Here is a 24,178-nt window from a genome sequence, read left to right as displayed (position 1 = left end):
TCCGCTACCCGAGCAAGCGCAGGATATCGTTATAGAAAGCCAAGGCCATCAACATCAGCAACGCGACCATGCCCGCCTGCTGGCCCGCGGCCTGAACGGCCTCAGAGAGGGGCCGCCCCCGAATCCATTCGATCGCATAATACAGAAGATGCCCCCCGTCTAACACCGGGATTGGCAACAGGTTTATGAGCGCCAGGTTGACGCTGATGAAAGCCAGAAAACTAATGAAGGCCACCAGCCCGATTTGGGCCGTCTGGCCGGCGTAGGTGGCAATCTGGATCGGGCCTCCCACGTTGTGCCAGGAAATCTGCCCCATGATCATCCGCCCGATCAGACGCACGGACAGGGCCGAGAGTTCCCAGGTCTTGTGCACCGCCGCAGGGATCGCGGCCAGCGGACCGAGCCGATGCACGGTCTGCATCGATTGCCATGCGGCGGGGTCCACCGTGATGGCGGCACCGAGATGCCCGATCTCGCCGCCCTTTGCGGTCTTGCGCTGGGCCAGCCGGATATGGATCTCCTGCGTATCACCGTCGCGGCGGATCTTCATGCTCACGCGCTGGCCCGGGTGCGCACGTACTGCATTCACCAATGCCTGCGGCGAATCGACCGACTGACCGTCAACCGACAGGACCGCGTCGCCACGGGCCAGGGTTGAGCGCGACGCTGGCGAACCGGGCTGAATCTGGCCGATCCGAGGTGTCGCTGGCGGCTGATACAGTGTTAACCCCACCGCCTTGAACAATTTCTCCGGATCGCTCGGGGCGTGGGTCAGATCAAGCGTGAGTCGACGCGTCGTGCCGTCGGGGGTTTTCACGGTGACCTGAACCGGCTTGCCGTCCAGCCCGCGTTCGATCAGCGCCAAACGCAGCCCCTGCCAGTCGTCGATCGACTGACCGGCCAGTGCGACCACGCGATCCTTGGCGTGGAATCCGGCGCGCGCCGCAGGGGTGCCAGCCTCCGGCGTGCCCAGGATCGGCTTGACGCCGGGCACGCCCAGCAACAGCACCAGCCAATAGGCGGCGATGGCGAACAGGATATTCACACCGGGGCCCGCCGCGACGATTGCGATCCGGCGCCAGGGATGCACCCGATTGAAGGCGTAGCGCTTTTCGGCGTCGGCTACGGGCGCTTCGCGCTCGTCGAGCATCTTCACGTAGCCGCCCAGTGGAATCGCAGCCAGCCAGTACTCGATGCCGGTCTTGCGGCTGGTCCAGCCGACGATCTTGCGACCGAAACCGATCGAATAGCGCAGCACGCGCACGCCAAGACGGCGTGCCACCCAGTAATGACCGAACTCGTGGATCGAAACCAGGATGCCAATAGCGACGGCGAAGGCCGCGGCCGAGATCAACCACTGCGTCATGGGCTAGCACCCCGCCAGCGATTGCGGCCAGGCACACCGGGACAAGCCATACCGTCGGTCTTCGTAACGCATCCTACCCCTGATCAACCGCTGAGACGGTGTGGATAATTGGCTGGCGCCGCGGTCAGGCCGCCAGCAGCACCAAGTGCAGGCCGATGACAAACCACGGGGCAGCCGCAAGCATGCTGTCGAGGCGATCGAGCACCCCGCCATGGCCCGGAAACAGCCGCCCGCTGTCTTTCACGCCGGCCGAGCGCTTGAACATGCTGATGGTCAGATCGCCCACGATCGAAATCGTCGCGATCCACGCCCCGAGCAGCGCCACGCCGAGTGTACGCCAGCCGTCCAGCCCCAGCACTAACGCACCGAGCGCGCCGAGGATCATGGCCGTCGCCAACCCACCGGCGGCGCCCTCGATCGTCTTGCCGGGGCTGACACGCGGCACCAGCTTGTGCCGCCCGAGCGTGCGCCCGGCCACATAAGCGCCGGTGTCGGCGCCCCAGATCATCAAACACAGCAGCAAGACCAGCAACGGCCCCTGATCGGCCTGATCGATGTAGGCGACCGCCACCACCGGCGCGGCCAGCACGATCAGCCCCACCACGAGCGCCACCGGTCGCCGGCCGAGCGTGGCATGCCAGCGCGCCGGAAACCGGATCACGAGCCCGATCGCGCCCACCCAGAAGACAGCCGCGAGCCCGAGGACCACGGCATCCGAGGATACCGGCCCGCCCGACTCGCTCAGACCGAGCGCCAGCGCCATGACAACCCCGGCTGCGGCCACGTACACGACCCGCCCGAGCGTCGCCAGCCCGGCCAGCGCCGCCCACTCGCCGGCGCCGACCAGCATCAGCACGCCGACCGTCACCGCCAGGCCCATGGGCGGCAGAAACAGAATCGCGAGCACCGCCAGCGGCAGTGCCACCGCGGCCGTTAGAACCCGGGTGCCGAGCATGCCTCAGCGCTGGACCGCTGGCGCTGCGAGCGTGCCGAAACGCCGGTCGCGGCCGCTGTACCAGTCGAGTGCGTCGTAGAGTTGCTCCGGGGCAAAGTCGGGCCAGAGCACGTCCGTGAAATAAAGCTCGCTGTAGGCCAGATCCCACAACAGGAAATTACTGATGCGCCGCTCACCGCCGGTGCGGATGAACAGATCCGGTGGACCGAACGGGCCGAGACTCAAGCCCCGGTTGAAATACTCTTCGGTGATCGAGTCGGGGTCGATTTCGCCCCGGGCGCAGGCATGGGCCAGGTCACGGGCCCGCTCGACGATGTCCCAGCGACCGCCATAGTCCACGGCAATCAACAACTGGAGGCCGGTATTGCCGGCCGTCCGCTGTTCGGCCGACTGCATTTCGTTGGCCAGCGCCGCGGAAAACCGCGTGCGATTGCCGATGAAGTGCATGCAGACATTGTTGGCATCCAGCGACGCCAGTTCCTTGCGGATGGTGCGTCGCAGCAGATCCATTAGCAGACGAACCTCGGGCCGCGGGCGCTTCCAGTTCTCGCTGGAAAAAGCGAACAGCGTGAGCGCCCCCACGCCGGCCTTCGACGCCGTCTCCACGATCTCGTGCGCGATCTTGGCGCCGGCCCGGTGCCCGGCCGCGCGCGGCAGCCCGCGCCGGCTGGCCCAGCGGCCGTTGCCGTCCATGACCACGGCCACATGTTCTGGAATGCTCATCTGCCGCGCGCCGATCAGACCGTCATCAGTTCCTGCTCCTTCTCCTGGAGCAGGCTGTCGATATGCTCGATATGCTGATCGGTCAGCTTCTGGATACGGACCTCGCCGTCGTGCTGGTCGTCTTCCGTAATCTCTTTTTCCTTGACCAGCTCCTTCAGGTCCGCATTGGCATCGCGGCGCACGTTGCGCACCGCAACCCGGGCATCCTCGGCCTCCTGCCGAATCACCTTGACCAGGTCACGGCGCCGCTCCTCGGTCAGCGGCGGCAGCACGACCCGGATGACCTGGCCGGCGGTGGACGGATTGAGGCCCAGATCGGCGGTCATGATTGCCTTTTCGATCTTCTGCACCATGCTCTTTTCATAGGGCATGATGGAAAGGGTGCGGGCATCCTCGGTAGCCACGTTGGCAGCCTGATTCAACGGCACTTCGACACCGTAGTAATCGACCGTCACATGATCGAGCAGGCTGGTGCTCGCGCGGCCGGTGCGGATCTTGGAAAAATTGTCACGCATGACGCTGATGGTCTTTGCCATGCGTTTGTTGGCGTCGTCGTGGATATCGTCGATCATCGATTGGCTCTCGTCGTATTGTTATCGACCAGGGTGCCGACATCCTCGGCCCCCCGGGCGATGCGCATCAAGTCGCCCGGCCGGTTGATGTCGAACACCCGCAATGGCATGCCATTGTCACGGCACAACACGATCGCGGTGGTATCCATCACGGCCAGGCGCTGGTCTATGACTTCATCGTAGGTCAAATGGGTATAGCGAAGCGCGTTGTCGTCGGTGAAAGGATCTGCGCTGTAGATACCATCGACCTTGGTCGCCTTCAACATGAGATCGGCATTGATCTCGATCGCACGCAGGCTGGCAGCCGAATCGGTGGTGAAGAACGGGTTGCCGGTACCGGCGGCGAAGATCACCACACGTCCCTTCTCCAGATGGCGGATCGCACGGCGGCGAATATAATCCTCACACACCTGATTGATCCGGACCGCCGACATGACGCGGGCATTCAACCCGGCGTGCTCGACCGCATCCTGCAGCGCAAGCGCGTTGATGACGGTGGCCAGCATACCCATCTGATCACCGGTGACCCGGTCCATCCCGCGCCCGGCCAGGCCGATGCCGCGAAATATATTGCCGCCGCCGACGACCAGAGCCACCTGTACCCTTGCCTCGACCAGTTCGCGAATCTCCATGGCGAGCCGCTCGACCACTTCCGCCGCAATACCGAAATCCGCGCCGCCCATCAAGGCCTCACCACTGAGCTTGAGCAGGATGCGGCGGTAACTCGGCGTCGGCTTGTCGATCATGGGCAGATTGTCCTGGTCGGTCGCATTCAAACGCGCGAATTATGTCACAACGCGGCGAACAACCCGCAGTGACACCGAACAAAAAAAAGCCGGCTGCCCGATGGCAACCGGCTTGTCGGCTGGTGCGATCAGGCCGTCTTTTCGGCCTGTGCGCGAACTTCGGCCGCGAAGTCCTCTTCTTTCTTCTCGATGCCCTCGCCCACTTCCAGGCGGGCGTAGGACTCGATCTTCGCGCCGCGCTGGGAAACCAGCTTCTCAACCGTCAGGTCGGGATCCTTGACGAAGGGCTGCCCCATCAGCGTGATCTCGCCGAGGAACTTCTTCAGCCGCCCCTCGACCATCTTCTCGATGATCTCCTCCGGCTTGCCGGAATCGCGGGCCTGCGCCATGAGCAGTTCCTTCTCGGCATTACGGCGCTGTTCGGGCACGTCCTCGGCCGACAGATGCGCGGGCGCCGAAGCCGCCACGTGCATCGCCAAGTCGCGCAACAACTCGTCGTCGCCGCCGGACACGGCCACCGCGGAGGCGATGCGCGCCCCGTGCGAATACACGTCGATGCGGCCCTCGACAGCGTTGACCCGCTCGAACCGGCGCACCGTAATCTTCTCGCCAAGCTTGGAAATCAGGGCACGCCGCTTGTCCTCGACGGTCTCGCCGCCCAGGTCCATATCACCCAGCGCGTCCACATCCGCGGGCTGTTTTTCGAGCACCAGCTGAGCGACCTGCTCGGCGAATTCGATGAACGCTTCGTTTTTGCCCACGAAGTCGGTTTCGCAGTTCACCTCGACCAACACCGCAGCGGTGTTGTCGGCCGATGTGGCACTTGCAATGCGGCCCTCGGCGGCCACGCGGCCCGCCTTCTTGTCGGCCTTGGCGAGCCCCTCACGGCGCATGTTCTCGGCCGCAGCGTCGATATCGCCGTCGGTCGCCTGCAGCGCCTTCTTGCACTCCATCATGCCGGCGCCGGTACGCTCGCGCAGTTCCTTGACCAGGGAGGCACTGATTGCCATGTCGATTCTCCAGAATTCGGTCGTTGTTAATCCGTCAACGGGGCAGCCGGCCAGGCCGGCTGCCTTGAGTGCCGTGTGGCCGGCCGGTCTTACTGATCGGCCTTTTTCGGATCGGACTGGGCAGGCTCTTCGGCCGGCACCGAGGCGACGTCGCCCAGCGACGCGGTGGCCCGCGGCTCGGCCTCACCCTGCGATTCCTGGATGACCGTGTTCTGGGTCACCTTGCTCGCCTCCTGGGCTTCGGCCGGCTTGCCCGGTTCGTGTGCCTGGCCTTCCGCCTGCGTCTCGACGAGGTTTTCCTCCTCGCCCGAGAAATCGCCCTTGCTGCCACGGCCGGCGAGCACCGCGTCGGCCACCATCTCACTATAGATGCGAATCGCGCGGATGGCATCGTCGTTGCCCGGAATGACGACATCGATGCCTTCGGGCGAGCAGTTGGTATCGACCACGGCCACGACCGGGATACCCAGCTTGCGGGCCTCGTCGATCGCGATCTTCTCGAAGCCGACATCGATGACAAACAACGCATCCGGCAGGCTGGTCATTTCCTTGATACCGCCGATCGAACGTTCGAGCTTGTCACGCTCGCGGTACAGATCCAGGCCTTCGCGCTTGTTGAGCTTGCGAATCGAGCCGTCCTCGATCATCTGCTCGAGATCGTGCAGGCGCTGGATCGAGTTCTTCACCGTCTTGAAGTTGGTCAGCATGCCGCCGAGCCAGCGGTAGTTGACGAACGGCATGCCGGCACGCTGCGCCTGCTTGCCGATCGCCTCGCGCGCAGCGCGCTTGGTGCCGACGAACATGATGCTGCCGCCGTTGGCCGACAGACGGCTGATATAGTTGTAAGCATCCTTGATCAGCGGCAGGGTCTGCTCAAGGTTGATGATGTGAATCTTGTTGCGCTGGCCGAAGATGTAAGGCGACATCTTCGGGTTCCAGTAGCGCGTGCGATGGCCAAAGTGCACGCCTGCTTCCAGCAGCTGACGCATGCTGATTTCGCTCATAGGTTTTCTCCGGGTTGAGCCTCCGCGCATCCCATGGAACAACCCCGGCCCGGAATGGGCAAGAGGCACCCTGAACCATGTGTCGATACGCGTGTGTATTTCGAAAAATTCGGGCGATGAAAACGCCGCCCGAACGCTGCGGATTGCCGCGAACGCGAGCGGTTTATACCATAGCGGCCCTTCACAGGCCACCGTCGCGCCCACGCGACGTTGTCATTCTGCCACCGGCAAGGATCGAACGCGATGAGCGCGACAATCAAGACGCCCGAGGAACAGGACAAGATGCGCGAGGCCGGCCGCCTGGCCGCGCAGGTGCTGGACATGATCGGACCCCACGTCCAACCCGGCGTGACCACGGACGAACTCGACACCATCTGTCACCGATACATGGTGGATGAACTCGGCACCACCCCCGCCCCACTCAATTACAACGGGTTTCCGAAGTCGATCTGCACTTCGATCAACCACGTCGTGTGCCATGGCATCCCGGGCGACAAGAAGCTCAAGAAAGGCGACGCCCTGAATATCGACGTGACGCTGATCAAGGACGGCTTCCACGGCGACAGCTCGCGCATGTATTTCGCTGGCGAGCCGTCGATCAAGGCCCGGCGCTTGTCGGATATCGCCGAGAAGGCCTTGTACATCGGCATCGAACAGGTCAAACCCGGCGCCACGCTCGGCGACATCGGCGCGGCCATCCAGGCCTACGTCGAGTCCGAGCGCTGTTCGGTGGTACGCGAGTACTGCGGGCACGGCATCGGACGCGGCTTTCATGAGGAGCCACAGGTGCTGCATTACGGCAAGCCCGGCAGTGGCATGCGGCTGGAGGCCGGCATGACCTTCACCATCGAGCCCATGGTCAACGCCGGCAAGCGCCACGTGAAGATGCTGCCCGACGGCTGGACCGTGGTGACCAAGGATCACTCCCTGTCCGCCCAATGGGAGCACACACTCCTGGTCACGGACACCGGCGTCGAGATTCTCACGCCGAGCCAGCTCGTCACCGCCTGAGATGACGTCCAACCTGCCCGTTGAAGAACTCGAATCGGTCGGGCTGACCGACTGGGATGGGTTTCTCGATCGTGTCTGGGCACTCGACATCCGCGACGCCAAATCCGTGCGCGCTGCGCTCGACGAGGGTCAGCAATATATCGCCGACGCGTTCCGGCACGGCGAGTCCATCACGCGGCTGGTTCGTGCGCGCTGCGAAGTCGTGGACGCGGTGCTGGTGCACGCCTGGCGCGAGCTGGTCGCGACCGACAGCGCCTGCCTGGTCGCCGTCGGCGGCTATGGCCGCAACGAACTGCTGCCGCAATCCGATATCGACCTGCTGGTGCTATATCAGCATAACCGGCTGGACACGGTGGGCCCGGCGCTCGAAGGCTTTCTGACCTACCTCTGGGACCTGGGCCTGGAAATCGGGCACAGCGTGCGCTCGCCGACCGACTGCGCCGAACTGGCCGCCGACGACATCACTATCATGACGAACCTGATGGAATCGCGCGTGCTGGTGGGCGACCCGGCCCTGTTCGCCCGGATGCGCGCCGCGACGTCGGCCGAATACGTCTGGTCATCGGCCGATTTCTTCAATGCCAAGATCGAGGAACAGGCGGCGCGTCACGCGCGTTACGACGAGACCGCCTACAAGCTCGAACCCAACGTGAAGGAATCTCCCGGCGGGCTGCGCGATATCCAGACCATCGCCTGGGTCGCCAAGCGTCAGTTCGCCGCACATACGCTGGACGGTCTGGTCGACTACGGCTTCCTCAGCCGGCGCGAGTTCTCCGAACTGCATCGCGGCCAGGCCTTTCTCTGGCGGGTGCGCTTCGCGCTGCACATACTCACCGGGCGTAACGAGAACCGCCTGTTGTTCGACCATCAAATCCAGATCGCGGATCTGCTGGGGTATCACGACGCTGAAAATACCCTGGCAGTCGAGCGCTTCATGCAGGTTTACTATCGTAACATCAAGGCGTTATCTGCGCTTAATGATGTTCTGCTTCAGCTTTTTTCCGAGGCGATCCTGCATGCCACCGAGGACGAGCGGCCCAAGCCGATCAATGATCGCTTTCAGGCGCGCCACGGCTTCATTGAGGTCACCCACGACAAGGTCTTTGTGCAGACGCCGAGCGCGCTGCTGGAAATCTTTTACCTCATGCAAACCCGGCCGGGCCTGAACGGCATCCGTGCCCGCACCCTTCGGCTGATGCGTCGGGATCGTCGCCTGATTGACGATAACTTCCGTAATTCAATTCATTGCCGCCGACTCTTCACTGAGATTCTGCGTCAGCGCAGCGGTGTTACCCGCGCCCTGCGCCGCATGAATCGCTATGGCATTCTCGGGCGTTACCTGCCGAAGTTCGGGCAGATTATAGGCCGCATGCAGTACGACCTGTTCCATACGCTGACCGTGGACGAACACACTCTGTTCGTGATCCGCAACATGCGACGGCTTGCGATCCCGCGGTTCAACGACGAAATGCCCTTCGCCAGCGAACTGATGCAGGCACTCAACAAGCCGCAGATTCTCTACATTGCCGGCCTGATGCACGACATCGCCAAGGGCCGCGGCGGCGATCATTCGGAGCTGGGCGCCGAGGATGCGCGCGAGTTCTGCAACGCCCATGGTATTTCCTCCGACGACACGGATCTGGTCTGCTGGCTGGTGCGCCGCCATTTGCTGATGTCGATGACCGCCCAGCGCCGGGACATCAACGATGTGCAGGTGGTCAACGAATTCGCGCGTGAAGTCCGCTCGCGCGAACGCCTGGACCGTCTGTTTTTGCTCACCATCTGCGATATCCGAGCGACCAATCCGGACCTTTGGAATTCGTGGAAGGAAAGCCTGCTCACCGATCTGTACAACAACACGCGACGGGCACTCGAGCGCGGCCTGGACGACCCACTCGACCGCGACGAATTGATTGCGGAAACCCGCAGCGCCGCGGCCGCGATGCTCACCCGAGCCGGCGTCAACACGCCCCATTTCAAGAACCTCTGGTCGCGTTTCGACCCGGAATACTTCCTGCGTCACAGCGCCGACGAGATCGCCCGCCAGACCCGGGCGATCATCACCCACGGCGATGACCAAACCCCGCTGGTGTCGATTTCGGAGATTCCCGAGCAGGGCACGACATTGTTCGTCTACACCCGCGATCGCGATTATCTGTTCGGCGTGACCACCGGCGTACTGGCCCAGCTCGGCCTATCGGTCATGGATGCACGGATCAACACCACCAGCGACGATTACACGCTGGATACCTACGTGATTGCCGAAAACGACGGCCACCCCGTCGAGGATGCCTACCGCCGCGGCGAGGTCGAAGCCGCGCTGGTTCAGGCCATCGCCGACCCCATGGTCGAGAGCATCGACGTGACCCGCCGCCAGGGACGGCGCAACCAGTATTTCAACGTGCCCACGCAGATCTACTTCACGCAGGCGACCGAGCGCGACTGCACCGTGATGGAGATCATGACCGCTGACCGCCCGGGTTTGCTGTCGATCATCGGCGATGTCTTCCACCGCTGCGGCATCCTGCTGGAAACCGCCAAGATCGCGACCATCGGCGAGCGTGCCGAGGACGTATTCTTCATCACCGACCGCCAGCAGACCGCCATTCGCGACGACGACATATTGCGGGAACTGCGCACCGTGATGACGGCCGAACTCGACCAGTCCGACAACTGAGCGGCGCCGACGGCCGTGAGGCAACGGGTTGCCGGCGGGCCGCGAAGCGCGTCGTGCCCGCCGGCGAGCGCCCGCCTCAGGTCTGGATGTACGCCACATGCGTGCGGGTGTACTCATACAGCCCGTGCTTGCCGTCGGCGCCGCCGATACCGGACTTGCCGGCGCCGGCGTGGAAGCCCTGCATGGCCTCGAAGTTCTCGCGGTTGACGTAGGTTTCGCCGTATTCGAGTTCGCGGCAGGCCTTGAGTGCCGCGTTGAGGTCGCGAGTGTAGATCGACGAGGTCAGCCCATAATCCGAGTTATTGGCCAGGGCGATCGCCTCGTCGAGATCGTCGACCACCTGAATCGGCAGCACCGGCCCGAAGATCTCGTCCCGCATCACGTCCATCTCGGGCGTGCAGGCCGCGAGCACGGTCGGCTCGTAGTGGAAGCCCTGGCCGAGATCCGCGACCTGTCCGCCGGTGAGCACTTCGGCGCCGGATTGCCGGGCAGATTCGACCATCGCCGCGACCTTGTCGAGGCCTTTCCGGTTGATCAGCGGCCCCATGTCCACGGATGAATCCGCACCCGGATCACCGTAGGTGGTCGCCTGCATCGCCTCGGCTATCCGCTGCTGGAAGGCCGCCGCCACGCCGCGCTGGACATAGACCCGTTCTGCACAGTTGCAGACCTGGCCGTTATTGATCACCCGCGAATCCTTGATCGCTTTTACCGCCAGATCGAGATCGGCGTCGTCGAGCACGATCGCCGGCGCCTTGCCACCGAGCTCGAGGTTGACCTTGGTGATGTGGTCCGCGGCGTTGTGCATGATTGCCGAGCCGGTGGCGACACTGCCGGTGAAACTGATCATGTCGATGTCGCGATGGGCGCTCAGCGCGTTGCCGGTGGTCGCCCCGCCGCCGGAGATCACGTTGAACACGCCCTTCGGCAGATCGAGGGTATCCAGCAACTTCGCGAACTCGAAGCAGTTGTTCGGGGTCTCCTCGCTCGGCTTGATGACGATGGTATTGCCGGTCACCAGCGCCGGCGCCATCTTGCGGGCGATCAGAAAGAACGGGAAGTTCCACGGCAGGATGCCGGCGACCACACCCAGTGGCTTGCGGAACAGGAACATATGCTCGCCCGGGCGATCGCTTTCGATGATCTCGCCCTCGATGCGGCGCGCCCACTGGCCCATGTAATCCAGATATTCGGCGGTGAAGTTCACCTCCACCTCGGCCAGGCCCGCCACCTTGCCCTGCTCGGCCACGATGATCGCCGCCAGGTGATCGACGTTGTCGCGAATCTTATTGGCCAAAGCATGCAGATAGCTCGCGCGCTCGATCGCCGGCCGGGCGGCCCAAGCCTTCTGCGCGCCGCGGGCGGCTTCGACCGCGCGCTGGACGTCGTTGGCATCGGACTCGGGCACGCGCGACAGCAGCGCCCCGGTCGCCGGGTTGTGGTTGTCGCGGGTCTCGCCGGATGCCGACGGCGCGAACGCGCCACCGATATAGTTCTGATAAGTCGTCACGTCGCTCATTTCGATCTCCTCGCTGAATGGATGCGGGTAACGCCCGCTCCGGATCAATAGGTGCCGCGCTCCGCGACCGGCAAGCCGCCGCGATGGCGGGCGGCGTTGGCATCGGCGGCGCGCTTGAGCATGACCACGTCGAGCCCGGTGGCAATGAAATCGAAACCGGCCTCGCGATAACGGTGGGTATCGGACTCGGCGGGCGCCAGAATGCCGGCCGCCTTGCCGGCGGCGTGCGTCGCTTCGAGCACGCGCCGGATCGCGCCCTGCACCTCCTCATGGCCCGGGTTGCCGAGGTGGCCCATATTGGTCGACAGATCGGCCGGGCCCACGAATAGAGCATCCACACCCTCGGTGTTGGCAATCGCCTCGACATTCTCGACCCCGGCCGGGGATTCCACCTGCGTGATCAGGCACAGCGATTCGGCGGCGCGCTGGGCGTAGTCGGGCACAGAGCCCCAGCGATCGGCGCGGATCACGCCCGCCCCCATGCCGCGGAAGCCGCCCGGGGCATAACGCATCGCCGCCACCAGCGCGGCGGCCTGCGCGCCGGTCTCGACCATCGGCACCATGAGCGTGCGTGTGCCGATATCCAGCAGCTGCTTGATCAGCGCCGGATCGTGGTTGACAGCCCGCACGATCGGCGCCGCGGGCCAGGGCTCGATCGCCCGCAGCTGATCGAGAATGGTCACCACCGTGTTCGGTGCGTGCTCGCCGTCGATGAGCAGCCAGTCGAAACCGGCGGTGGCGACGATCTCGGCGCTGTAGGCATTGGCCAGGCCCAGCCAGCAACCATAGAGCGGCGCATCGGCCAGTTTGGATTTGAACGCGTTGGCAGGAAGTTCCATGGCGTGTTCCGTAAACGTGATGTGGGTCACTGCAGGTTGACGTACAGCCCGCCATCAACCAACAACGCGGCACCGGTGACGTACTTGGCCAGATCGGAGGCAAGGAACACCGCGGGCCCGCCCATGTCGTCCGGCGCGCCCAGCCGCCCGAGCGGCGTACGCGAGATCATGTACTCGCGCTTGGCCGCATCCGACAGATCCTCGCGATTGATATCGGTTTCGATCGTGCCCGGCAGCAGCGCGTTGCAGCGGATGCCGTGCGGGCCGAGCGCGATTGCGGTGGACTGCATCAGCGATAGCACACCGGCCTTGGTCGGCGTGTAGTGGGTCTGCATGCCGCCGCCGACCAGCGCCGAAATGGAGCTGACCGCGATGATCGCCCCTCCATCCCCCTGCTTGACCATCTGGTTGGCCGCGGCCTGCACGGCAAAGAACGCGCCGTTGAGGTTCACGTCCACGGTCTTGAGATACGTCTCGCGCGGCATGTCGAGAAATGAATGAAACGGACAGATGCCGGCGTTGTTGATGAAGACATCCAGCCGGCCGAAGGCGTTGATCGCGGTCTCGACTAGCACATCGCCGGTTTCCGGTTTCTCGGCCGATGCCGCCACCCAGGCGGATTTCACGCCCCGCGCCTCGATCTCGGCGGCCGTGGCCGCCAGCGTCTCGCGCTCGGCCGCTGTATCCTCGGCGCTGATCGCGACGTTCGCGCCGTGCTCGGCACAGGCCAGCGCAATACCGCGGCCGATGCCGCGCGATCCACCAGTCACGAAAATATTCTTGTCCTTGAGCAGCATCAAACCTTTTCCTCACCCGGCAAGCGATACAGCCGCCGTGCGTTGTCCGCGAATAACGCCTGCTTCACGGCAGTCCCCGCGTCCGCCACGACATCGGCATAGGCCTGCCAGATCGCATCGTAGCCGGCGTACAGCCCGTCTACTGGATAATTCGAGGCGAACAGACAGCGCTCGACGCCGAAAGCATCAATGGCCTCGAGAATCAGCGGGCGGATCGAACCCAGCTTCCAGTCGTGATCCAGCATGCCGAAGCCGGACAGCTTGATCGCCACGTTGGACAGACTGGCCAGCCGCCGCAGACCGTCGCGCCAGGCGCGCCAGCCGGCAACGCTCGATCGGTCGACGTACATGCCGGCGTGGTTGATCACGAACGGCACATCCGGATGCTCGGCCGCCAGGATCGCGGCCGCCGGCATCTGATCCGGATAGATCTGCAGATCGAACGACAGGCCGAGCTCGGCCAGCAAGGCGAAGTTCGCGCGCCATGTCGGCTCGCGCATGTAATGCCGCCCGACATAGTCGAACAACGGATCGGCGTGCACATTCAGGATCTGGCGGACGCCGCGCACGCGCTCGCTGGCTGCAATCTGGCGCTCCAGCGCGTCGCGTGCGTCCGGCTTCGACAGATCGGCGCCTATCACGAGTGCCGTCGGTAGATCGTCCGCGCCAACCGAATCCGGCAAGCCGGCGAGCCATTCGGTTTCGCGTAACGGGTCAACCGCATCGGCCTCGATATGCACCGCCGCCGCGATCTCGATATCGCCGGCCGCGGCACGCAGGTCGGCCGGGCCGAAATCATGCGCCATCGGCGAGTAATCGCCCAGCAAATTCGGCTGCGGATTCTCCAGCCACGGCTGATTGCCGAGATCCAGCCGCCAGAAATGCACGTGGGGATCAACAACTCGCATCATCGGCCTCCGCGCTGAGCGTGAAGACCGGCATCAGCGGCACTTCGACCGGCGAATTATCGGGTCGGGTTTCCATGAGGTCGGCCATATACGCCCACCAACGCTGCATCACCTGGTGCTCTGGCAGCACATCGACCGTGTGCTCGCCGGTCAGATGCATGACCGCGAACAGCCGACCGGTGTCTTCATCGCAGAAGATGCGGTAGTCGCGCACGCCGGCCGCTCGCAACGCATCAACCAATTCCGGCCAGATTTCGTCGTGGCGCCGCCGATATTCGGCGGCCTGCCCCGGCGTGAGCTGCATCTCGAAAGCACGAACAGTCATGGCCTGGCTCTAGTGCTCGTAGGGCCGCGCCAGATCGGCGTCGGCCGCGATGGTCACGCCGAAGCCCGGCTTGTCGAGTGCGGAGGCCTTGATGCGCCCGTTCTCCGGTACCGGCTCGCCTTCCAGCAACGGCGTGAACATCGGCACGACCTTGTCGGCTTCCGGCGCCATCATCAGGAACTCGGAGAACGGGCTGTTATGCCGTGTGATCACGAAGTGGTAGCTGTAGACCGACGAGCCGTGCGGGATGACGAGCTTCTGATGCGCATCGGCCAGCGCCGAGATCTTGATCAACTCGGTGATGCCGCCGCACCAGCCGACGTCCGGCTGGATCACGTCGCAGCATTCCATTTCCAGCAGCATGCGAAAGCCCCAACGGGTGGCCTCGTGTTCGCCGGTATTCACCCACATGCCGACCGGCACGTTGCGGCGTAGCTCGGCATAGCCCCAGTAGTCGTCCGGCGGCAGCGCCTCCTCGATCCATTTCAGGCCGTATTCGGCGGCGCCATGCGCCAGGCGGGTGGCGTATTCGACGTTCAGGCTCATCCAGCAATCGAACATCAGCCAGAAATCGTCGCCCACCCGATTGCGCATATCGGCGAGCTGGTCGAGATTCGCCTTCAGGCCGGCGTCGAATTCGGCTGGGCTGTGCCTGAGCGGCAGCTTGCCGCCGATGAAGCCCATGTCCTTGGCTAGATCGGGCCGCGCGCCGGTGGCGTAGAAAATCAGTTCGTCGCGTACCGGGCCACCGAGCATGGCGTGCACCGGTTCATCGCGCACCTTGCCGAGCAGATCCCACAGCGCCAGATCCACACCGGAGATGGTGTTCAGCACGATGCCCTTGCGGCCATAGAACAGCGTGGCGTGAAACATCTGGTCCCACATCAGCTCGATGTCGGTGACCTTCTGGCCTTCGATGAAGCGCGCCAGATGTTTTTCCACGATGAAGGCACCGATTTCGCCGGCGGTGGTCACGCCCACGCCGATGTTGCCGTCACTGGCTTCGACCTCGACCACCAGCGTGCCCAGCACGTTGAGCCCGAAACTGCGCCGCTTGGCGCGATATTCCGGGTACTTGCTCATCGGCGTCGAGATCTGGCTATCGATCCAGTGGCCTTCGCCCTGATCGTGATAGTCGGCCCCGCCACCACGCACCGTATAGGCACGAATCTGCTTGATCGTCGGCATCGCCATCGTGAAACGCTCCCGTGTACGCCCGTCGTGTCTTGAATCGGCTACTGGAATAACAGCCGCTCGGAAGCCGCGACCAATACGGCCCACATGAAAGCCGATACGATCTTGTTATCGGGCGCCGGAAATGCCGACGCTTCAAGCTTTTCAAAGTAACGTGTAACGCCTTAGCTCAGCGTTCATTCGACCAATGTCGAACACATCGCCAGACCGATAGCATTAAGGTATTGAAACTTTCCGCGTTCGACAGGTCGGCCCATGGCCCTGGTTTCCCGCACCACCCTGCTCAATCGGCTGCGCTACAAGCACCTGCTGCTGATCCGTCTGCTCGATGAGCGCCGCAACCTGCATCGCGTGGCCGAGGCGATGAATATCTCGCAGCCGGCGGCCACCCGCATGCTGCGCGAGATCGAAATCACTTTTGACAGCGAGTTGTTCACCCGCGACGCCAAGGGCGTGGCGCCGACCCGTCTCGGCGCCGTGCTGGTGTCGTTCGCCCACAACGCGCTCACGCGGTTGGACCGCTGCGCCGAGGAATTGCAGCGCTATCGCACCGGCGACGGCGGCGAGCTGGCGGTGGGCGCCATCATGGGCGCCGCGCCGGATCTTGTCGCCCAGGCCGTGATCGAGATGAAGCAGGACCGGCCGCTGCTGCGCATCCGACTCATGGGCGAGACCAGCGACCAACTGCTGGATCTGCTCTCGCGCAGCCAGATCGACATGGCGATCGCGCGTTTCTCCTCGGCGCTCCAGCACAACGAGTTCGACTTCGAGCCACTCGGCAACGAGCGCATGATCGCCGTGGTTCGGCGCGGCCATGCGCTTGTCGGCCAGTCGGGTATCGAACTTTCCCGGTTGCTCGAGGAATGGCCGTGGCTGCTGCAACCCGTGGAAACACCCGCGCGCCAGGCGCTGGAAAAAGAGCTGGAACAGCGCGGGCTGGTCTCGCCGCGCGACGTCGTCGAATGCGGTTCGATCTTCGCCGCGTTGCAGTTGGTCAAGCGCAGTGATGCCATCCTGGTGATGGCCGAATCGGTGGTCCGGGATTACCTGGATTTCGGCGTGCTCACCCGCCTGCCGATCACGCTCGGCCAGGCGCTGGCGCCGTTCGGCATCCTCACCCGCCGCGGCGAACGGCTGAGCGAAGCCGGGCATCAGTTCGCCGCCGTGGTCCGCGCGCATGCCGCGTCCTGCGCCGCGCCGACTGTCTTGCGACATGGCGACGCTGCGTCAGACGGTGATTCCACGTTAAACTCGCGCGCTTGAAATGCACCCTTGAGCGAAAAGACCATGGCCGAAATACAGCAGATCATCGAGGACGCCTTCGACCACCGCGACCAACTGTCGCCTTCTTCGGCCGACCCGACCATCGTCGAGGCGGTCGAAGCCGCACTGGCCATGCTCGATGACGGCTCGGCCCGTGTCGCCGAACCCACGGCCGATGGCTGGAAGGTCAATGAATGGCTCAAGAAGGCCGTGCTGGTTTCGTTCCGCCTGCGCGACAACGCGCCGATCGACGGCGGACACACCCAGTATTTCGACAAGGTACCGGGCAAGTACGCCGACTACGACGAGGCGGCCTTCAGGAAACAGGGCGCGCGCATCGTGCCACCGGCCATGGTGCGCCGCGGCGCGCATATCGCACCCAACGCGGTGGTCATGCCGAGCTATGTGAATATCGGCGCCTATGTCGGCGCCGGCACGATGATCGATACCTGGGCCACGGTCGGCTCCTGCGCCCAGGTCGGCGAAGGCGTGCATCTGTCCGGCGGCGCAGGCCTGGGCGGCGTGCTGGAACCGCTGCAGGCCGCGCCGACCATCATCGAGGACGGCTGCTTCATCGGCGCGCGCTCGGAGATCGTTGAAGGCGTGCGCATTGGCCGCGGTTCGGTGATTTCGATGGGCGTGTTCATCGGCGCCTCGACCCCGATCTACGACCGCGAAGCCGACCAAATCATCCACGGCGAAGTACCAGCCGGCTCGGTGGTCGTCGCCGGCAGCCTGCCGCGCGACAACGGGCGCTATTCCATCAACGCCGCGATCATCGTCAAGAAAGTCGATGCATCGACCCGCGCCAAGGTCGGCGTGAACGAACTGCTGCGCAACGTCCAATAATGGCGCAGTTGTTTGGCATCAAGACCTGCGACACCTGTCGCCGCGCCCGCAAGTGGCTGGATGACGCCGGTATCGATTATTCCTGGATCGACGTGCGTGAAGATGGCGTCAGCCGCGAACGCCTGGAAGCCTGGCGCGAAGCGCTGGGCGACGCGGCGCTGCTCAACAAGCGCAGCAAGACCTGGCGCGATTTCGACGCCGACCAGCGTGCGGCGGCCGAGACCGATCCGATCCCGGTACTGCTCGCCCATCCCACGCTGATCAAGCGGCCGATCCTGGAAACGCCGCGCGAAACACTGGCCGGATTCTCCCGGGCGCGCTACGAAACCGCGCTCGCCGGCGGCAGCCGTTGATGCCGGAAACGCCCGCGCTCGATCTCGCCCGTGAATTGATCCGCCGCCCCTCGGTCACGCCCGAGGACGCCGGGTGTCAGGATCTGCTCGCCGACCGACTGGAAGCCGCCGGCTTTGCGATCCAGCGCTTACGGTTCGGCCCGGTCGACAACCTGTGGGCCGTGGCCGGCGAATCCGGCCCCCTGCTCTGCCTGGCCGGGCACACCGATGTGGTGCCCGCCGGGCCGGCCGAACAGTGGTCGCACGATCCGTTCGCCGCCGAGATCGTTAACGGCAGGCTCTACGGTCGCGGGGCGGCCGACATGAAATCCAGCGTCGCCGCCATGGTGTGCGCGGCCGAGAGGTTTCGCGCCGAACAGCCTGGTCACCCTGGCCGTCTCGCGTTCCTGTTGACCAGCGACGAAGAAGGCCCGGCCATCGACGGCACCCGGGCCGTGATGCGCTGGCTGGAAGAACGCGGCGAGCGCATCGATTTCTGTCTGCTGGGCGAACCTTCCAGCAGCCACGAGCTGGCCGACACCATCAAGAACGGGCGTCGCGGCAGTCTCAACGCCCGCATTCGCGTGCGCGGACGGCAGGGCCACGTCGCCTATCCGCAGCGCGCCGACAACGCCCTGCACCGTCTGATCGGCCTGTTGCACGACCTCACCGCGCATCGCTGGGACGACGGCGATGCCTTCTTCCCGCCGACGTCTTTCCAGGTCTCCAATCTGCGCGCCGGTACCGGGGCCGAGAACATGATTCCCGGCGACGCCGACGCGGTGTTCAACTGGCGCTTCTCGCCGTTGCAGAGCGCCGCGTCGATTGATGCCGTCGTATGCGATTACTGCGGCCGCCACGGCGTCGATCCCCACGCCATCGAATGGCGCCTTTCCGGCGAGCCCTTCATCACCAAGAGCGGCCCCCTGATCGATGCCGCGCGCCGTGCCATTCGCCAGTGCTGCGGCCACGACGTGACGCTTTCGACCGCTGGCGGCACTTCGGACGGCCGCTTCATCGCGCCGACCGGCGCCGAAGTCATCGAACTCGGGCCGCTGAACGCCTCGATCCATCAGATCGACGAACACATCGAGGCAGCCCATGTGGATCAGCTGGCCGGTATCTACTACGCGCTGATCGGGGCACTGCTCGGCGGTTCGTGACCGCCCGACGGCCGGTCAGACCGTGGACAACGGCGTCGAGCGCAGCCCGGCCATGGCCGGCCGGCCCAGCGCATCGCCCCGCTCACCCGCGGCTTCGAGGGCGGCCCGCCATTCGTCCAGCTTCTGGTCGGCGTAACAATAGCCGCGATAAACCACATCATCGAGCTTGTCCCAGTCGAACATGCCGATGCCTTCGACCGGCATGTGCAGCGCCAGGTCCGCACGCGCGTCGATCTCCCGGCGTTCGCGGTCACTGGACAGCGTGGCGGTGTGGAACAGAATGCGAAACATGTTCAGATGCCGCCCGGCCGCCCCCAGTGACAGCAGCGAGGTCGTGGGCGAATCGTCGGCCATTTCCACGGTCAGCGTCGACTCGCTGCTGACGTCGGAGACGATCACGTGCCCGCGCCCCATCTCGGCCATGGTGTCGAAGGGAATCGCATTGAGCAGGCCGCCGTCCACCAGCAATTCGCCGCGATGGACGGTCGGCGGCGCAATGCCCGGCACGGCCATGCTCGCCGCGACCCAGGTGGCGAGTTCGCCCTCGTCGTGCACCACGGGCAGGCTGCGCGACAGGTTGGTCGACAGACAATAGAACGGGATATCCAGGTTCTCGATCAGCCGGTCGCCGAAGATCGCGCCCAGCTGCCGGCGGAATTTCTCTGCCGTGATCAACGAGATACGCGACAGCGAATAATCATTGAGATACTTGCCGGTGACAAACGTCTCGCGCAGGCGCGCCAGCATGGTGGTGGCGTCGTCACCCATTGCGATCATGCCGGCGATGAGCGCCCCCATGCTGGTGCCGCCCACGGCGTCGATCGGGATGTTCTTTTCGTGCATGGCCCGCACCAGGCCGACGTGGGCGAAGCCACGCGCCCCGCCGCCGCCCAGCACCAGACAATTCGCCCGGCCCGAGACGAGCCGCGCGACACGCGCCATCTGGTCCGGCGGATAATCACGCGCCACGCGGTGATGGAAGCCGGCACGCGCCACCCGACGCCAGCCGAGTGCGGAATACTCGTCGTCCTGGCCGTAAAGCAGTACGACCTCCATCGGCGCGCGCAGCGCCTGCTCTCCCAACCAGGCCAGATTGCGCGAGAGAAACGGCCACTGCTCGCCATAAGCCACGATCAGTACGCGGTCGGCCTGACGCAGCCCGCGGCGTGTCCAGGCGTCGGGCTCGGCGCTGCCCTGATAGATCAGGTAGCGATAGCGTTCCTCGAGCTGCGTCAGCCAGCGGGTGAGCGTCCGGTGCGACTCACCCGCGCCCAGATCGGCCTCGGCCGTCCCGTCGCCCAGCGCCGTATCCACGCGCGAGGCGTCGATACGCAATGTCGGCGCATACGCCGCCAGCGCACTGGACAACGCGCGCGAGAAACCCGCCACATCCACCCCGGGGTGCGCCGGCACCACGGCATACGTCCGGCCACTCTGCACGCTGTCGCGGCTGGCCATCGGCGACATGTCGCTCAGGCGATCCGCGATCAGACGGGTCACCTGCAGCATCGCCTGCGGGTAACGTGTCACCAGCGATTCGAACTGCGCGCGCGAGATGCGCAGCAGCTGCGTGTCGCGCATGGCGAGGCCATCGGCAGAGTGCTTCTGCTCGCGAATGATGGAGATCTCGCCCACCATCTCGCCCGCGCCGAGCTCGCCCATATGCATCGACGGCCCGTCGTCACGCGGGCGGACGACACGAATCCGGCCGCTGACGATTACATACAGCGCATCGCTATCGTCACCGGCTCGAAACAGATATTCCCCGCCCCCGATTTCCACCCACTCCGCGCGCGCGGCGATCGTGCGCAGCGCGCGGCGGTCGAGATTCCGGAACAGCGGGTTGGCGCGCAATATGGCCTGCGTATCCATAGTCTTCAGTGTATCGGCAATACCGGGGCTCGCGGTACGTGCATAAAAAAGCCCGAGCCGATCACGGCCCGGGCCACGGAATCGCAGTTCCGACCAGCGGTCAGGCGGCGTCTTCCATGTCGGGGTTGTACTCGCCGCGCGCCGCCGCACCATTGTTGCGGGCACGCTTGAGAAACGCCCGTTGGGCCGCGGGCACGTTATCCGCCTGCCCGGCCCACGTCTTGAGTGCCGGCGTCTGCAGCGCGCGACCGAACGAGAACGAAAGCGTCCAGGGTTGCGGCCCCCGGCGATTCATCGCATCCAGATGCGCTGTGGCGTCTTCATCGTCCTGCCCGCCGGACAGGAAAACAATGCCGGGCACCGCCGCCGGCACGCAACGCCTCAGGCTTTGCAGCGTGGCGTCCGCCACCTGGTCCACCCCGGCCTGCTCGGCGCAGTATTTGCCCGAGACGACCATGTTGGGCTTGAGCAACATGCCTTCCAGCAGCACACGCTGTTGTTTCAACTCGGCGAACACGGCATCGAGCACCGCCTCCGTCACCTGCTGGCAGCGTTCGATCGAGTGCTCGGCGTTCATGAGCACTTCGGGTTCGACGATCGGCACGATACCCGCTTCCTGGCACAGCGCGGCGTAACGAGCCAGCGCATGCGCGTTCACCTGAATGCAATAATCGCTCGGCCGGTCTTCCGCGATATCGATGACGCCGCGCCACTTCGCAAAACGCGCGCCCGCTTCGGCATAGGTCGACAGGCGCTCGCGCAGCCCGTCGAGGCCTTCGGTGACTTTCTCCTCTGCGCTTCCCGCCAACGGCTTGGCGCCCTGGTCCACCTTGATCCCGGGAATCATGCCCTTGCCGGCCAGCAATTCCGGAAAAGGCGTGCCGTCGTCGGCTTTCTGAAAGAGCGTTTCCTCGAACAGAATCACGCCACTGATGAACTCTTCCGCGCCCGCGGTCGTGAATAGAAGATTGCGATAGGCTCGGCGGGTCTGTTCCGTCGATTCGACGTTGATACTGTCGAGTCGCTTCTTGATGGTGCCGGTGGATTCGTCGGCAGCCAGCAGCCCCTTGCCGTACGTCATCAACTGACGAGCCGTGTCGATCAAAACCTGGTCTTGCATTGCGCTCTATCCTCCATAGTAGTGATAACGGTGGTGTCGCAGCCTCTCCCGGCCACGCCACGAATACGCGCAATTTGTTGTATGGCGGAGAGGGTGGGATTCGAACCCACGAGGGGCTTGCACCCCTGCCGGTTTTCAAGACCGGTGCATTCAACCGCTCTGCCACCTCTCCCAAAAATCTATGGACCGTTGGCTGAATCGCCGGTGACTCGCGAAACCGCGCCCGGCCGACGCATTACGATAGTATTTTCGAGCCGCAGTATGCCGCCATGCAAGCCCCGCGGCCAGGGCTTTTCCCATGGTCACGATCCCACCGCCGACCGGCCGCGCATGGGCGTTGTCCGATTCGCGCGCTTTCTTTATACTCCGCGCCTCGCAAGTTTCGCCGGGATAGCTCAGTCGGTAGAGCAACTGATTCGTAATTAGTAGGTCGGAGGTTCGATTCCTCTTCCCGGCACCAGTATAAAAGCCCCCGCGTCATCGGCTCGGGGGCTTTTTCATGGGCCGAGCCACGATAACGTGGGCACTTGCCTGCTATCCCCACCGTTCGGGGCGGACACTTTCGCCCGTCGCCGCGGACCGATAGGCCGCTTCGACCAGCGCGAGCGTGTTGAAGTTGTCCGGCCCCGCGCGGTGCGCGCGCGCCGTCGGCATCGCCCTCGGCCATCCGGCGATGTTGGCTCACCGGTAAACCCTTCGCACCTTATACTAATCCGTTCATAAGTAGAACCTCATATGATAGGTTCTGTGATCATGAGCACGAAGCGCAGCAATGACGGCCGCCATCTGGACGCGCAGTCGAAAGAGGCGATTCGGTTGCGGGCCGTGGATCAAATCGCGCAAGGCGAAAGTCCGGAGGCGATGGCCGAGGCGTTGGGAGTGAATCGCCGGACCGTGTATCGGTGGCTGGAACGCGCCCATCACGGGGGGCGAGAGGCGCTCTACAATCGCGCGAAATCGGGTCGGCCGACCAAGTTCACTGCAGCCGACCTACAGTGGCTGTCCGGCGCCTTGCGGGACAGTGACCCGCGTCAGTATCGCTTTGCGTTTGCTTTGTGGACGCGCGACATCGTGCGGGAATTGCTGCGTCGCGAGCGTGGGGTACGGGTTTCGGCCGTGACGGTGGGCCGCGTACTCCGCCGCTTGGGTTTTACGCCGCAGCGCCCGCTACGCCGGGCCTGGCAGCAATCACCCGAGGCGGTCGCCGAATGGAAGCAGACGGTCTATCCGGAGATTCGACGGCGCGCCCAACGCGAGCGTGCGCGGATTTATTTTGCCGATGAATCCGGGGTGCGCTCGGATTATCACGCCGGCACGACCTGGGCGCCGACAGGCGAAACGCCGATTGTTGAAGCCACCGGAGCGCGCTTTTCGATCAACCTCGTGTCGGCGATCAGTCCCGGCGGCTCGCTGCGTTTCCAGCTCGTCGAGGGCACGGTCACGGCCGAGGTCTTTGCCGGATTCATCCAGCGCCTGGCCGCCGATACGGCGGCGGACGAAAAAGTCTTTCTCATCGTCGATGGCCATCCCACGCATCGCGCCAAGCGCGTCCGACGGACGCTGGAGGCCCTCGACGGCCGCGTCGAGTTGTTCTTCCTGCCGGGCTATTCGCCCGAGCTCAATCCGGATGAGCAGGTGTGGGGGTATGTGAAGAGTCGGCTGGGTCGCGGTGCTATCGCGAGCAAGGACGAACTCAAGATGCAGGCGCGATCGCTCCTGCATTCCCTGCAAAAACTGCCCGACAAGGTCGCTGCGTTTTTCCGTCACCCCGAATGCCAATACGCAAGGTGACGTGGCTTTACTTTTGAACGGGTTAGTAAGTGACGCCCGCTGTGTGGCGGCCATCGGAGCGCCGGTCGTCCAACCGCCGTCCATCGGCTGCGCGCCAGCGCTCGTCGAGCCATGCTGCGCCACGGGATGAAAACAGACTAAG

At 64.4% G+C, this 24,178-nt stretch carries 22 protein-coding genes and 2 tRNA genes; 8 read left to right on the top strand and 16 right to left on the bottom strand.

Annotated elements, in window-relative coordinates; genetic code table 11:
• Positions 1 to 4: 4 nt before the first annotated feature.
• The 7 genes from rseP to rpsB all read right to left on the bottom strand — a co-directional run bounded on the left by rseP (position 5) and on the right by rpsB (position 6,376).
• A complete protein-coding gene (gene rseP / locus SALB1_RS13970; protein ID WP_109994409.1) occupies positions 5 to 1,366 on the bottom strand; it encodes an RIP metalloprotease RseP in 1,362 nt (453 codons plus the stop codon).
• 124 nt (positions 1,367 to 1,490) lie between these two features.
• A complete protein-coding gene (locus SALB1_RS13965) occupies positions 1,491 to 2,321 on the bottom strand; it encodes a phosphatidate cytidylyltransferase (protein ID WP_109994408.1) in 831 nt (276 codons plus the stop codon).
• A gap of 3 nt (positions 2,322 to 2,324) precedes the next feature.
• On the bottom strand, positions 2,325 to 3,044 hold the full coding sequence (uppS, locus tag SALB1_RS13960; protein WP_109994407.1) for a polyprenyl diphosphate synthase: 720 nt from the start codon (positions 3,042 to 3,044) through the stop codon (positions 2,325 to 2,327).
• A gap of 14 nt (positions 3,045 to 3,058) precedes the next feature.
• Positions 3,059 to 3,616: a ribosome recycling factor gene (gene frr, locus SALB1_RS13955; protein ID WP_109994406.1), complete on the bottom strand. Its 558-nt coding sequence runs from the start codon at positions 3,614 to 3,616 to the stop codon at positions 3,059 to 3,061.
• Positions 3,613 to 4,362: a UMP kinase gene (pyrH, locus tag SALB1_RS13950; RefSeq protein WP_109995455.1), complete on the bottom strand. Its 750-nt coding sequence runs from the start codon at positions 4,360 to 4,362 to the stop codon at positions 3,613 to 3,615. The genes frr and pyrH overlap by 4 nt, the downstream gene beginning before the upstream one ends.
• Positions 4,363 to 4,490: 128 nt before the next feature.
• Complete coding sequence (tsf, locus tag SALB1_RS13945; protein ID WP_109994405.1) at positions 4,491 to 5,372, bottom strand: translation elongation factor Ts; 882 nt, start codon at positions 5,370 to 5,372, stop codon at positions 4,491 to 4,493.
• Positions 5,373 to 5,461: 89 nt separating this feature from the next.
• Positions 5,462 to 6,376, bottom strand: a complete 915-nt coding sequence (gene rpsB / locus SALB1_RS13940) for a 30S ribosomal protein S2 (RefSeq protein WP_109994404.1) — start codon at positions 6,374 to 6,376, stop codon at positions 5,462 to 5,464.
• A gap of 243 nt (positions 6,377 to 6,619) precedes the next feature.
• On the opposite strand from rpsB, the gene map reads away from it, so the two are divergent.
• Together map and glnD are read left to right on the top strand one after the other, a co-directional pair.
• The gene (gene map, locus SALB1_RS13935; protein ID WP_109994403.1) at positions 6,620 to 7,387 is read left to right on the top strand and encodes a type I methionyl aminopeptidase; all 768 of its coding nucleotides are present in this window, start codon (positions 6,620 to 6,622) and stop codon (positions 7,385 to 7,387) included.
• Between the two features lies 1 nt (position 7,388).
• Positions 7,389 to 10,064, top strand: coding sequence for a [protein-PII] uridylyltransferase (glnD, locus tag SALB1_RS13930; RefSeq protein ID WP_109994402.1), 2,676 nt, complete (start codon positions 7,389 to 7,391; stop codon positions 10,062 to 10,064).
• A gap of 76 nt (positions 10,065 to 10,140) precedes the next feature.
• Here glnD and aldA read toward each other — a convergent pair whose 3' ends face one another.
• From aldA to rhmD, 6 genes are read right to left on the bottom strand one after another with little or no spacing between them, the layout of a single operon-like run.
• On the bottom strand, positions 10,141 to 11,583 hold the full coding sequence (gene aldA / locus SALB1_RS13925) for an aldehyde dehydrogenase (RefSeq protein WP_109995454.1): 1,443 nt from the start codon (positions 11,581 to 11,583) through the stop codon (positions 10,141 to 10,143).
• Positions 11,584 to 11,627: 44 nt separating this feature from the next.
• Positions 11,628 to 12,422 (bottom strand): aldolase/citrate lyase family protein, encoded by a 795-nt coding sequence (locus SALB1_RS13920; RefSeq protein ID WP_109995453.1) that lies wholly within the window; start codon positions 12,420 to 12,422, stop codon positions 11,628 to 11,630.
• A gap of 26 nt (positions 12,423 to 12,448) precedes the next feature.
• Positions 12,449 to 13,219 (bottom strand): SDR family NAD(P)-dependent oxidoreductase, encoded by a 771-nt coding sequence (locus tag SALB1_RS13915; protein ID WP_109994401.1) that lies wholly within the window; start codon positions 13,217 to 13,219, stop codon positions 12,449 to 12,451.
• The gene (locus SALB1_RS13910) at positions 13,219 to 14,127 is read right to left on the bottom strand and encodes an amidohydrolase (protein ID WP_109994400.1); all 909 of its coding nucleotides are present in this window, start codon (positions 14,125 to 14,127) and stop codon (positions 13,219 to 13,221) included. Before SALB1_RS13910 ends, SALB1_RS13915 begins: the two co-directional genes overlap by 1 nt.
• Positions 14,114 to 14,452 carry an L-rhamnose mutarotase gene (gene rhaM / locus SALB1_RS13905; RefSeq protein WP_109994399.1) on the bottom strand — a complete coding sequence of 113 codons (339 nt, stop codon included), beginning with the start codon at positions 14,450 to 14,452 and terminating at the stop codon, positions 14,114 to 14,116. Before rhaM ends, SALB1_RS13910 begins: the two co-directional genes overlap by 14 nt.
• 9 nt (positions 14,453 to 14,461) lie before the next feature.
• On the bottom strand, positions 14,462 to 15,646 hold the full coding sequence (rhmD, locus tag SALB1_RS13900; RefSeq protein WP_109994398.1) for an L-rhamnonate dehydratase: 1,185 nt from the start codon (positions 15,644 to 15,646) through the stop codon (positions 14,462 to 14,464).
• A gap of 255 nt (positions 15,647 to 15,901) precedes the next feature.
• Here rhmD and SALB1_RS13895 point away from each other — a divergent pair, with 255 nt between their 5' ends.
• From SALB1_RS13895 to dapE, 4 genes are read left to right on the top strand one after another with little or no spacing between them, the layout of a single operon-like run.
• Positions 15,902 to 16,909, top strand: coding sequence for a LysR family transcriptional regulator (locus tag SALB1_RS13895; RefSeq protein ID WP_109994397.1), 1,008 nt, complete (start codon positions 15,902 to 15,904; stop codon positions 16,907 to 16,909).
• 24 nt (positions 16,910 to 16,933) lie between these two features.
• The gene (gene dapD / locus SALB1_RS13890; RefSeq protein ID WP_109995452.1) at positions 16,934 to 17,758 is read left to right on the top strand and encodes a 2,3,4,5-tetrahydropyridine-2,6-dicarboxylate N-succinyltransferase; all 825 of its coding nucleotides are present in this window, start codon (positions 16,934 to 16,936) and stop codon (positions 17,756 to 17,758) included.
• Positions 17,758 to 18,111 (top strand): Spx/MgsR family RNA polymerase-binding regulatory protein, encoded by a 354-nt coding sequence (locus SALB1_RS13885; RefSeq protein ID WP_109994396.1) that lies wholly within the window; start codon positions 17,758 to 17,760, stop codon positions 18,109 to 18,111. Before dapD ends, SALB1_RS13885 begins: the two co-directional genes overlap by 1 nt.
• Complete coding sequence (gene dapE, locus SALB1_RS13880; RefSeq protein ID WP_109994395.1) at positions 18,111 to 19,253, top strand: succinyl-diaminopimelate desuccinylase; 1,143 nt, start codon at positions 18,111 to 18,113, stop codon at positions 19,251 to 19,253. The genes SALB1_RS13885 and dapE overlap by 1 nt, the downstream gene beginning before the upstream one ends.
• A 15-nt stretch (positions 19,254 to 19,268) precedes the next feature.
• Here dapE and SALB1_RS13875 read toward each other — a convergent pair whose 3' ends face one another.
• From SALB1_RS13875 to SALB1_RS13865, 3 genes are all read right to left on the bottom strand, one after another.
• Positions 19,269 to 21,125, bottom strand: a complete 1,857-nt coding sequence (locus tag SALB1_RS13875) for a patatin-like phospholipase family protein (protein ID WP_158590746.1) — start codon at positions 21,123 to 21,125, stop codon at positions 19,269 to 19,271.
• Positions 21,126 to 21,225: 100 nt separating this feature from the next.
• Complete coding sequence (locus SALB1_RS13870) at positions 21,226 to 22,245, bottom strand: class I fructose-bisphosphate aldolase (protein ID WP_109994393.1); 1,020 nt, start codon at positions 22,243 to 22,245, stop codon at positions 21,226 to 21,228.
• A gap of 82 nt (positions 22,246 to 22,327) precedes the next feature.
• Positions 22,328 to 22,417: transfer RNA gene (locus tag SALB1_RS13865), tRNA-Ser, on the bottom strand.
• A 212-nt stretch (positions 22,418 to 22,629) separates the two neighbouring features.
• On the opposite strand from SALB1_RS13865, the gene SALB1_RS13860 reads away from it, so the two are divergent.
• Both SALB1_RS13860 and SALB1_RS13855 read left to right on the top strand, forming a co-directional pair.
• Positions 22,630 to 22,705, top strand: a tRNA-Thr gene (locus tag SALB1_RS13860).
• A 293-nt stretch (positions 22,706 to 22,998) separates the two neighbouring features.
• Positions 22,999 to 24,036, top strand: a complete 1,038-nt coding sequence (locus SALB1_RS13855; RefSeq protein ID WP_109993068.1) for an IS630 family transposase — start codon at positions 22,999 to 23,001, stop codon at positions 24,034 to 24,036.
• Positions 24,037 to 24,178: the final 142 nt, after the last annotated feature.

This window comes from Salinisphaera sp. LB1 (genome assembly GCF_003177035.1).
Classification (GTDB): Bacteria; Pseudomonadota; Gammaproteobacteria; order Nevskiales; family Salinisphaeraceae; genus Salinisphaera.
The sequence above is the reverse complement of the archived record's forward strand: the minus strand, read 5'-3'. Positions and strand labels throughout refer to the sequence as shown.

Excerpts from the sequence above, each read along its gene's own strand:
- frr (WP_109994406.1), bottom strand. The coding sequence starts at position 3,616 with ATGATCGACGATATCCACGACGACGCCAACAAACGCATGGCAAAGACC.
- SALB1_RS13875 (WP_158590746.1), bottom strand. The coding sequence starts at position 21,125 with ATGGATACGCAGGCCATATTGCGCGCCAACCCGCTGTTCCGGAATCTC.
- SALB1_RS13915 (WP_109994401.1), bottom strand. The coding sequence starts at position 13,219 with ATGCTGCTCAAGGACAAGAATATTTTCGTGACTGGTGGATCGCGCGGC.
- dapE (WP_109994395.1), top strand. The coding sequence starts at position 18,111 with ATGCCGGAAACGCCCGCGCTCGATCTCGCCCGTGAATTGATCCGCCGC.
- rhmD (WP_109994398.1), bottom strand. The coding sequence starts at position 15,646 with ATGGCGATGCCGACGATCAAGCAGATTCGTGCCTATACGGTGCGTGGT.
- pyrH (WP_109995455.1), bottom strand. The coding sequence starts at position 4,362 with ATGATCGACAAGCCGACGCCGAGTTACCGCCGCATCCTGCTCAAGCTC.
- map (WP_109994403.1), top strand. The coding sequence starts at position 6,620 with ATGAGCGCGACAATCAAGACGCCCGAGGAACAGGACAAGATGCGCGAG.
- SALB1_RS13920 (WP_109995453.1), bottom strand. The coding sequence starts at position 12,422 with ATGGAACTTCCTGCCAACGCGTTCAAATCCAAACTGGCCGATGCGCCG.
- dapD (WP_109995452.1), top strand. The coding sequence starts at position 16,934 with ATGGCCGAAATACAGCAGATCATCGAGGACGCCTTCGACCACCGCGAC.
- aldA (WP_109995454.1), bottom strand. The coding sequence starts at position 11,583 with ATGAGCGACGTGACGACTTATCAGAACTATATCGGTGGCGCGTTCGCG.
- SALB1_RS13910 (WP_109994400.1), bottom strand. The coding sequence starts at position 14,127 with ATGCGAGTTGTTGATCCCCACGTGCATTTCTGGCGGCTGGATCTCGGC.
- rpsB (WP_109994404.1), bottom strand. The coding sequence starts at position 6,376 with ATGAGCGAAATCAGCATGCGTCAGCTGCTGGAAGCAGGCGTGCACTTT.
- rseP (WP_109994409.1), bottom strand. The coding sequence starts at position 1,366 with ATGACGCAGTGGTTGATCTCGGCCGCGGCCTTCGCCGTCGCTATTGGC.
- SALB1_RS13870 (WP_109994393.1), bottom strand. The coding sequence starts at position 22,245 with ATGCAAGACCAGGTTTTGATCGACACGGCTCGTCAGTTGATGACGTAC.
- SALB1_RS13855 (WP_109993068.1), top strand. The coding sequence starts at position 22,999 with ATGAGCACGAAGCGCAGCAATGACGGCCGCCATCTGGACGCGCAGTCG.
- tsf (WP_109994405.1), bottom strand. The coding sequence starts at position 5,372 with ATGGCAATCAGTGCCTCCCTGGTCAAGGAACTGCGCGAGCGTACCGGC.
- uppS (WP_109994407.1), bottom strand. The coding sequence starts at position 3,044 with ATGAGCATTCCAGAACATGTGGCCGTGGTCATGGACGGCAACGGCCGC.
- SALB1_RS13965 (WP_109994408.1), bottom strand. The coding sequence starts at position 2,321 with ATGCTCGGCACCCGGGTTCTAACGGCCGCGGTGGCACTGCCGCTGGCG.
- SALB1_RS13885 (WP_109994396.1), top strand. The coding sequence starts at position 17,758 with ATGGCGCAGTTGTTTGGCATCAAGACCTGCGACACCTGTCGCCGCGCC.
- SALB1_RS13895 (WP_109994397.1), top strand. The coding sequence starts at position 15,902 with ATGGCCCTGGTTTCCCGCACCACCCTGCTCAATCGGCTGCGCTACAAG.
- glnD (WP_109994402.1), top strand. The coding sequence starts at position 7,389 with ATGACGTCCAACCTGCCCGTTGAAGAACTCGAATCGGTCGGGCTGACC.
- rhaM (WP_109994399.1), bottom strand. The coding sequence starts at position 14,452 with ATGACTGTTCGTGCTTTCGAGATGCAGCTCACGCCGGGGCAGGCCGCC.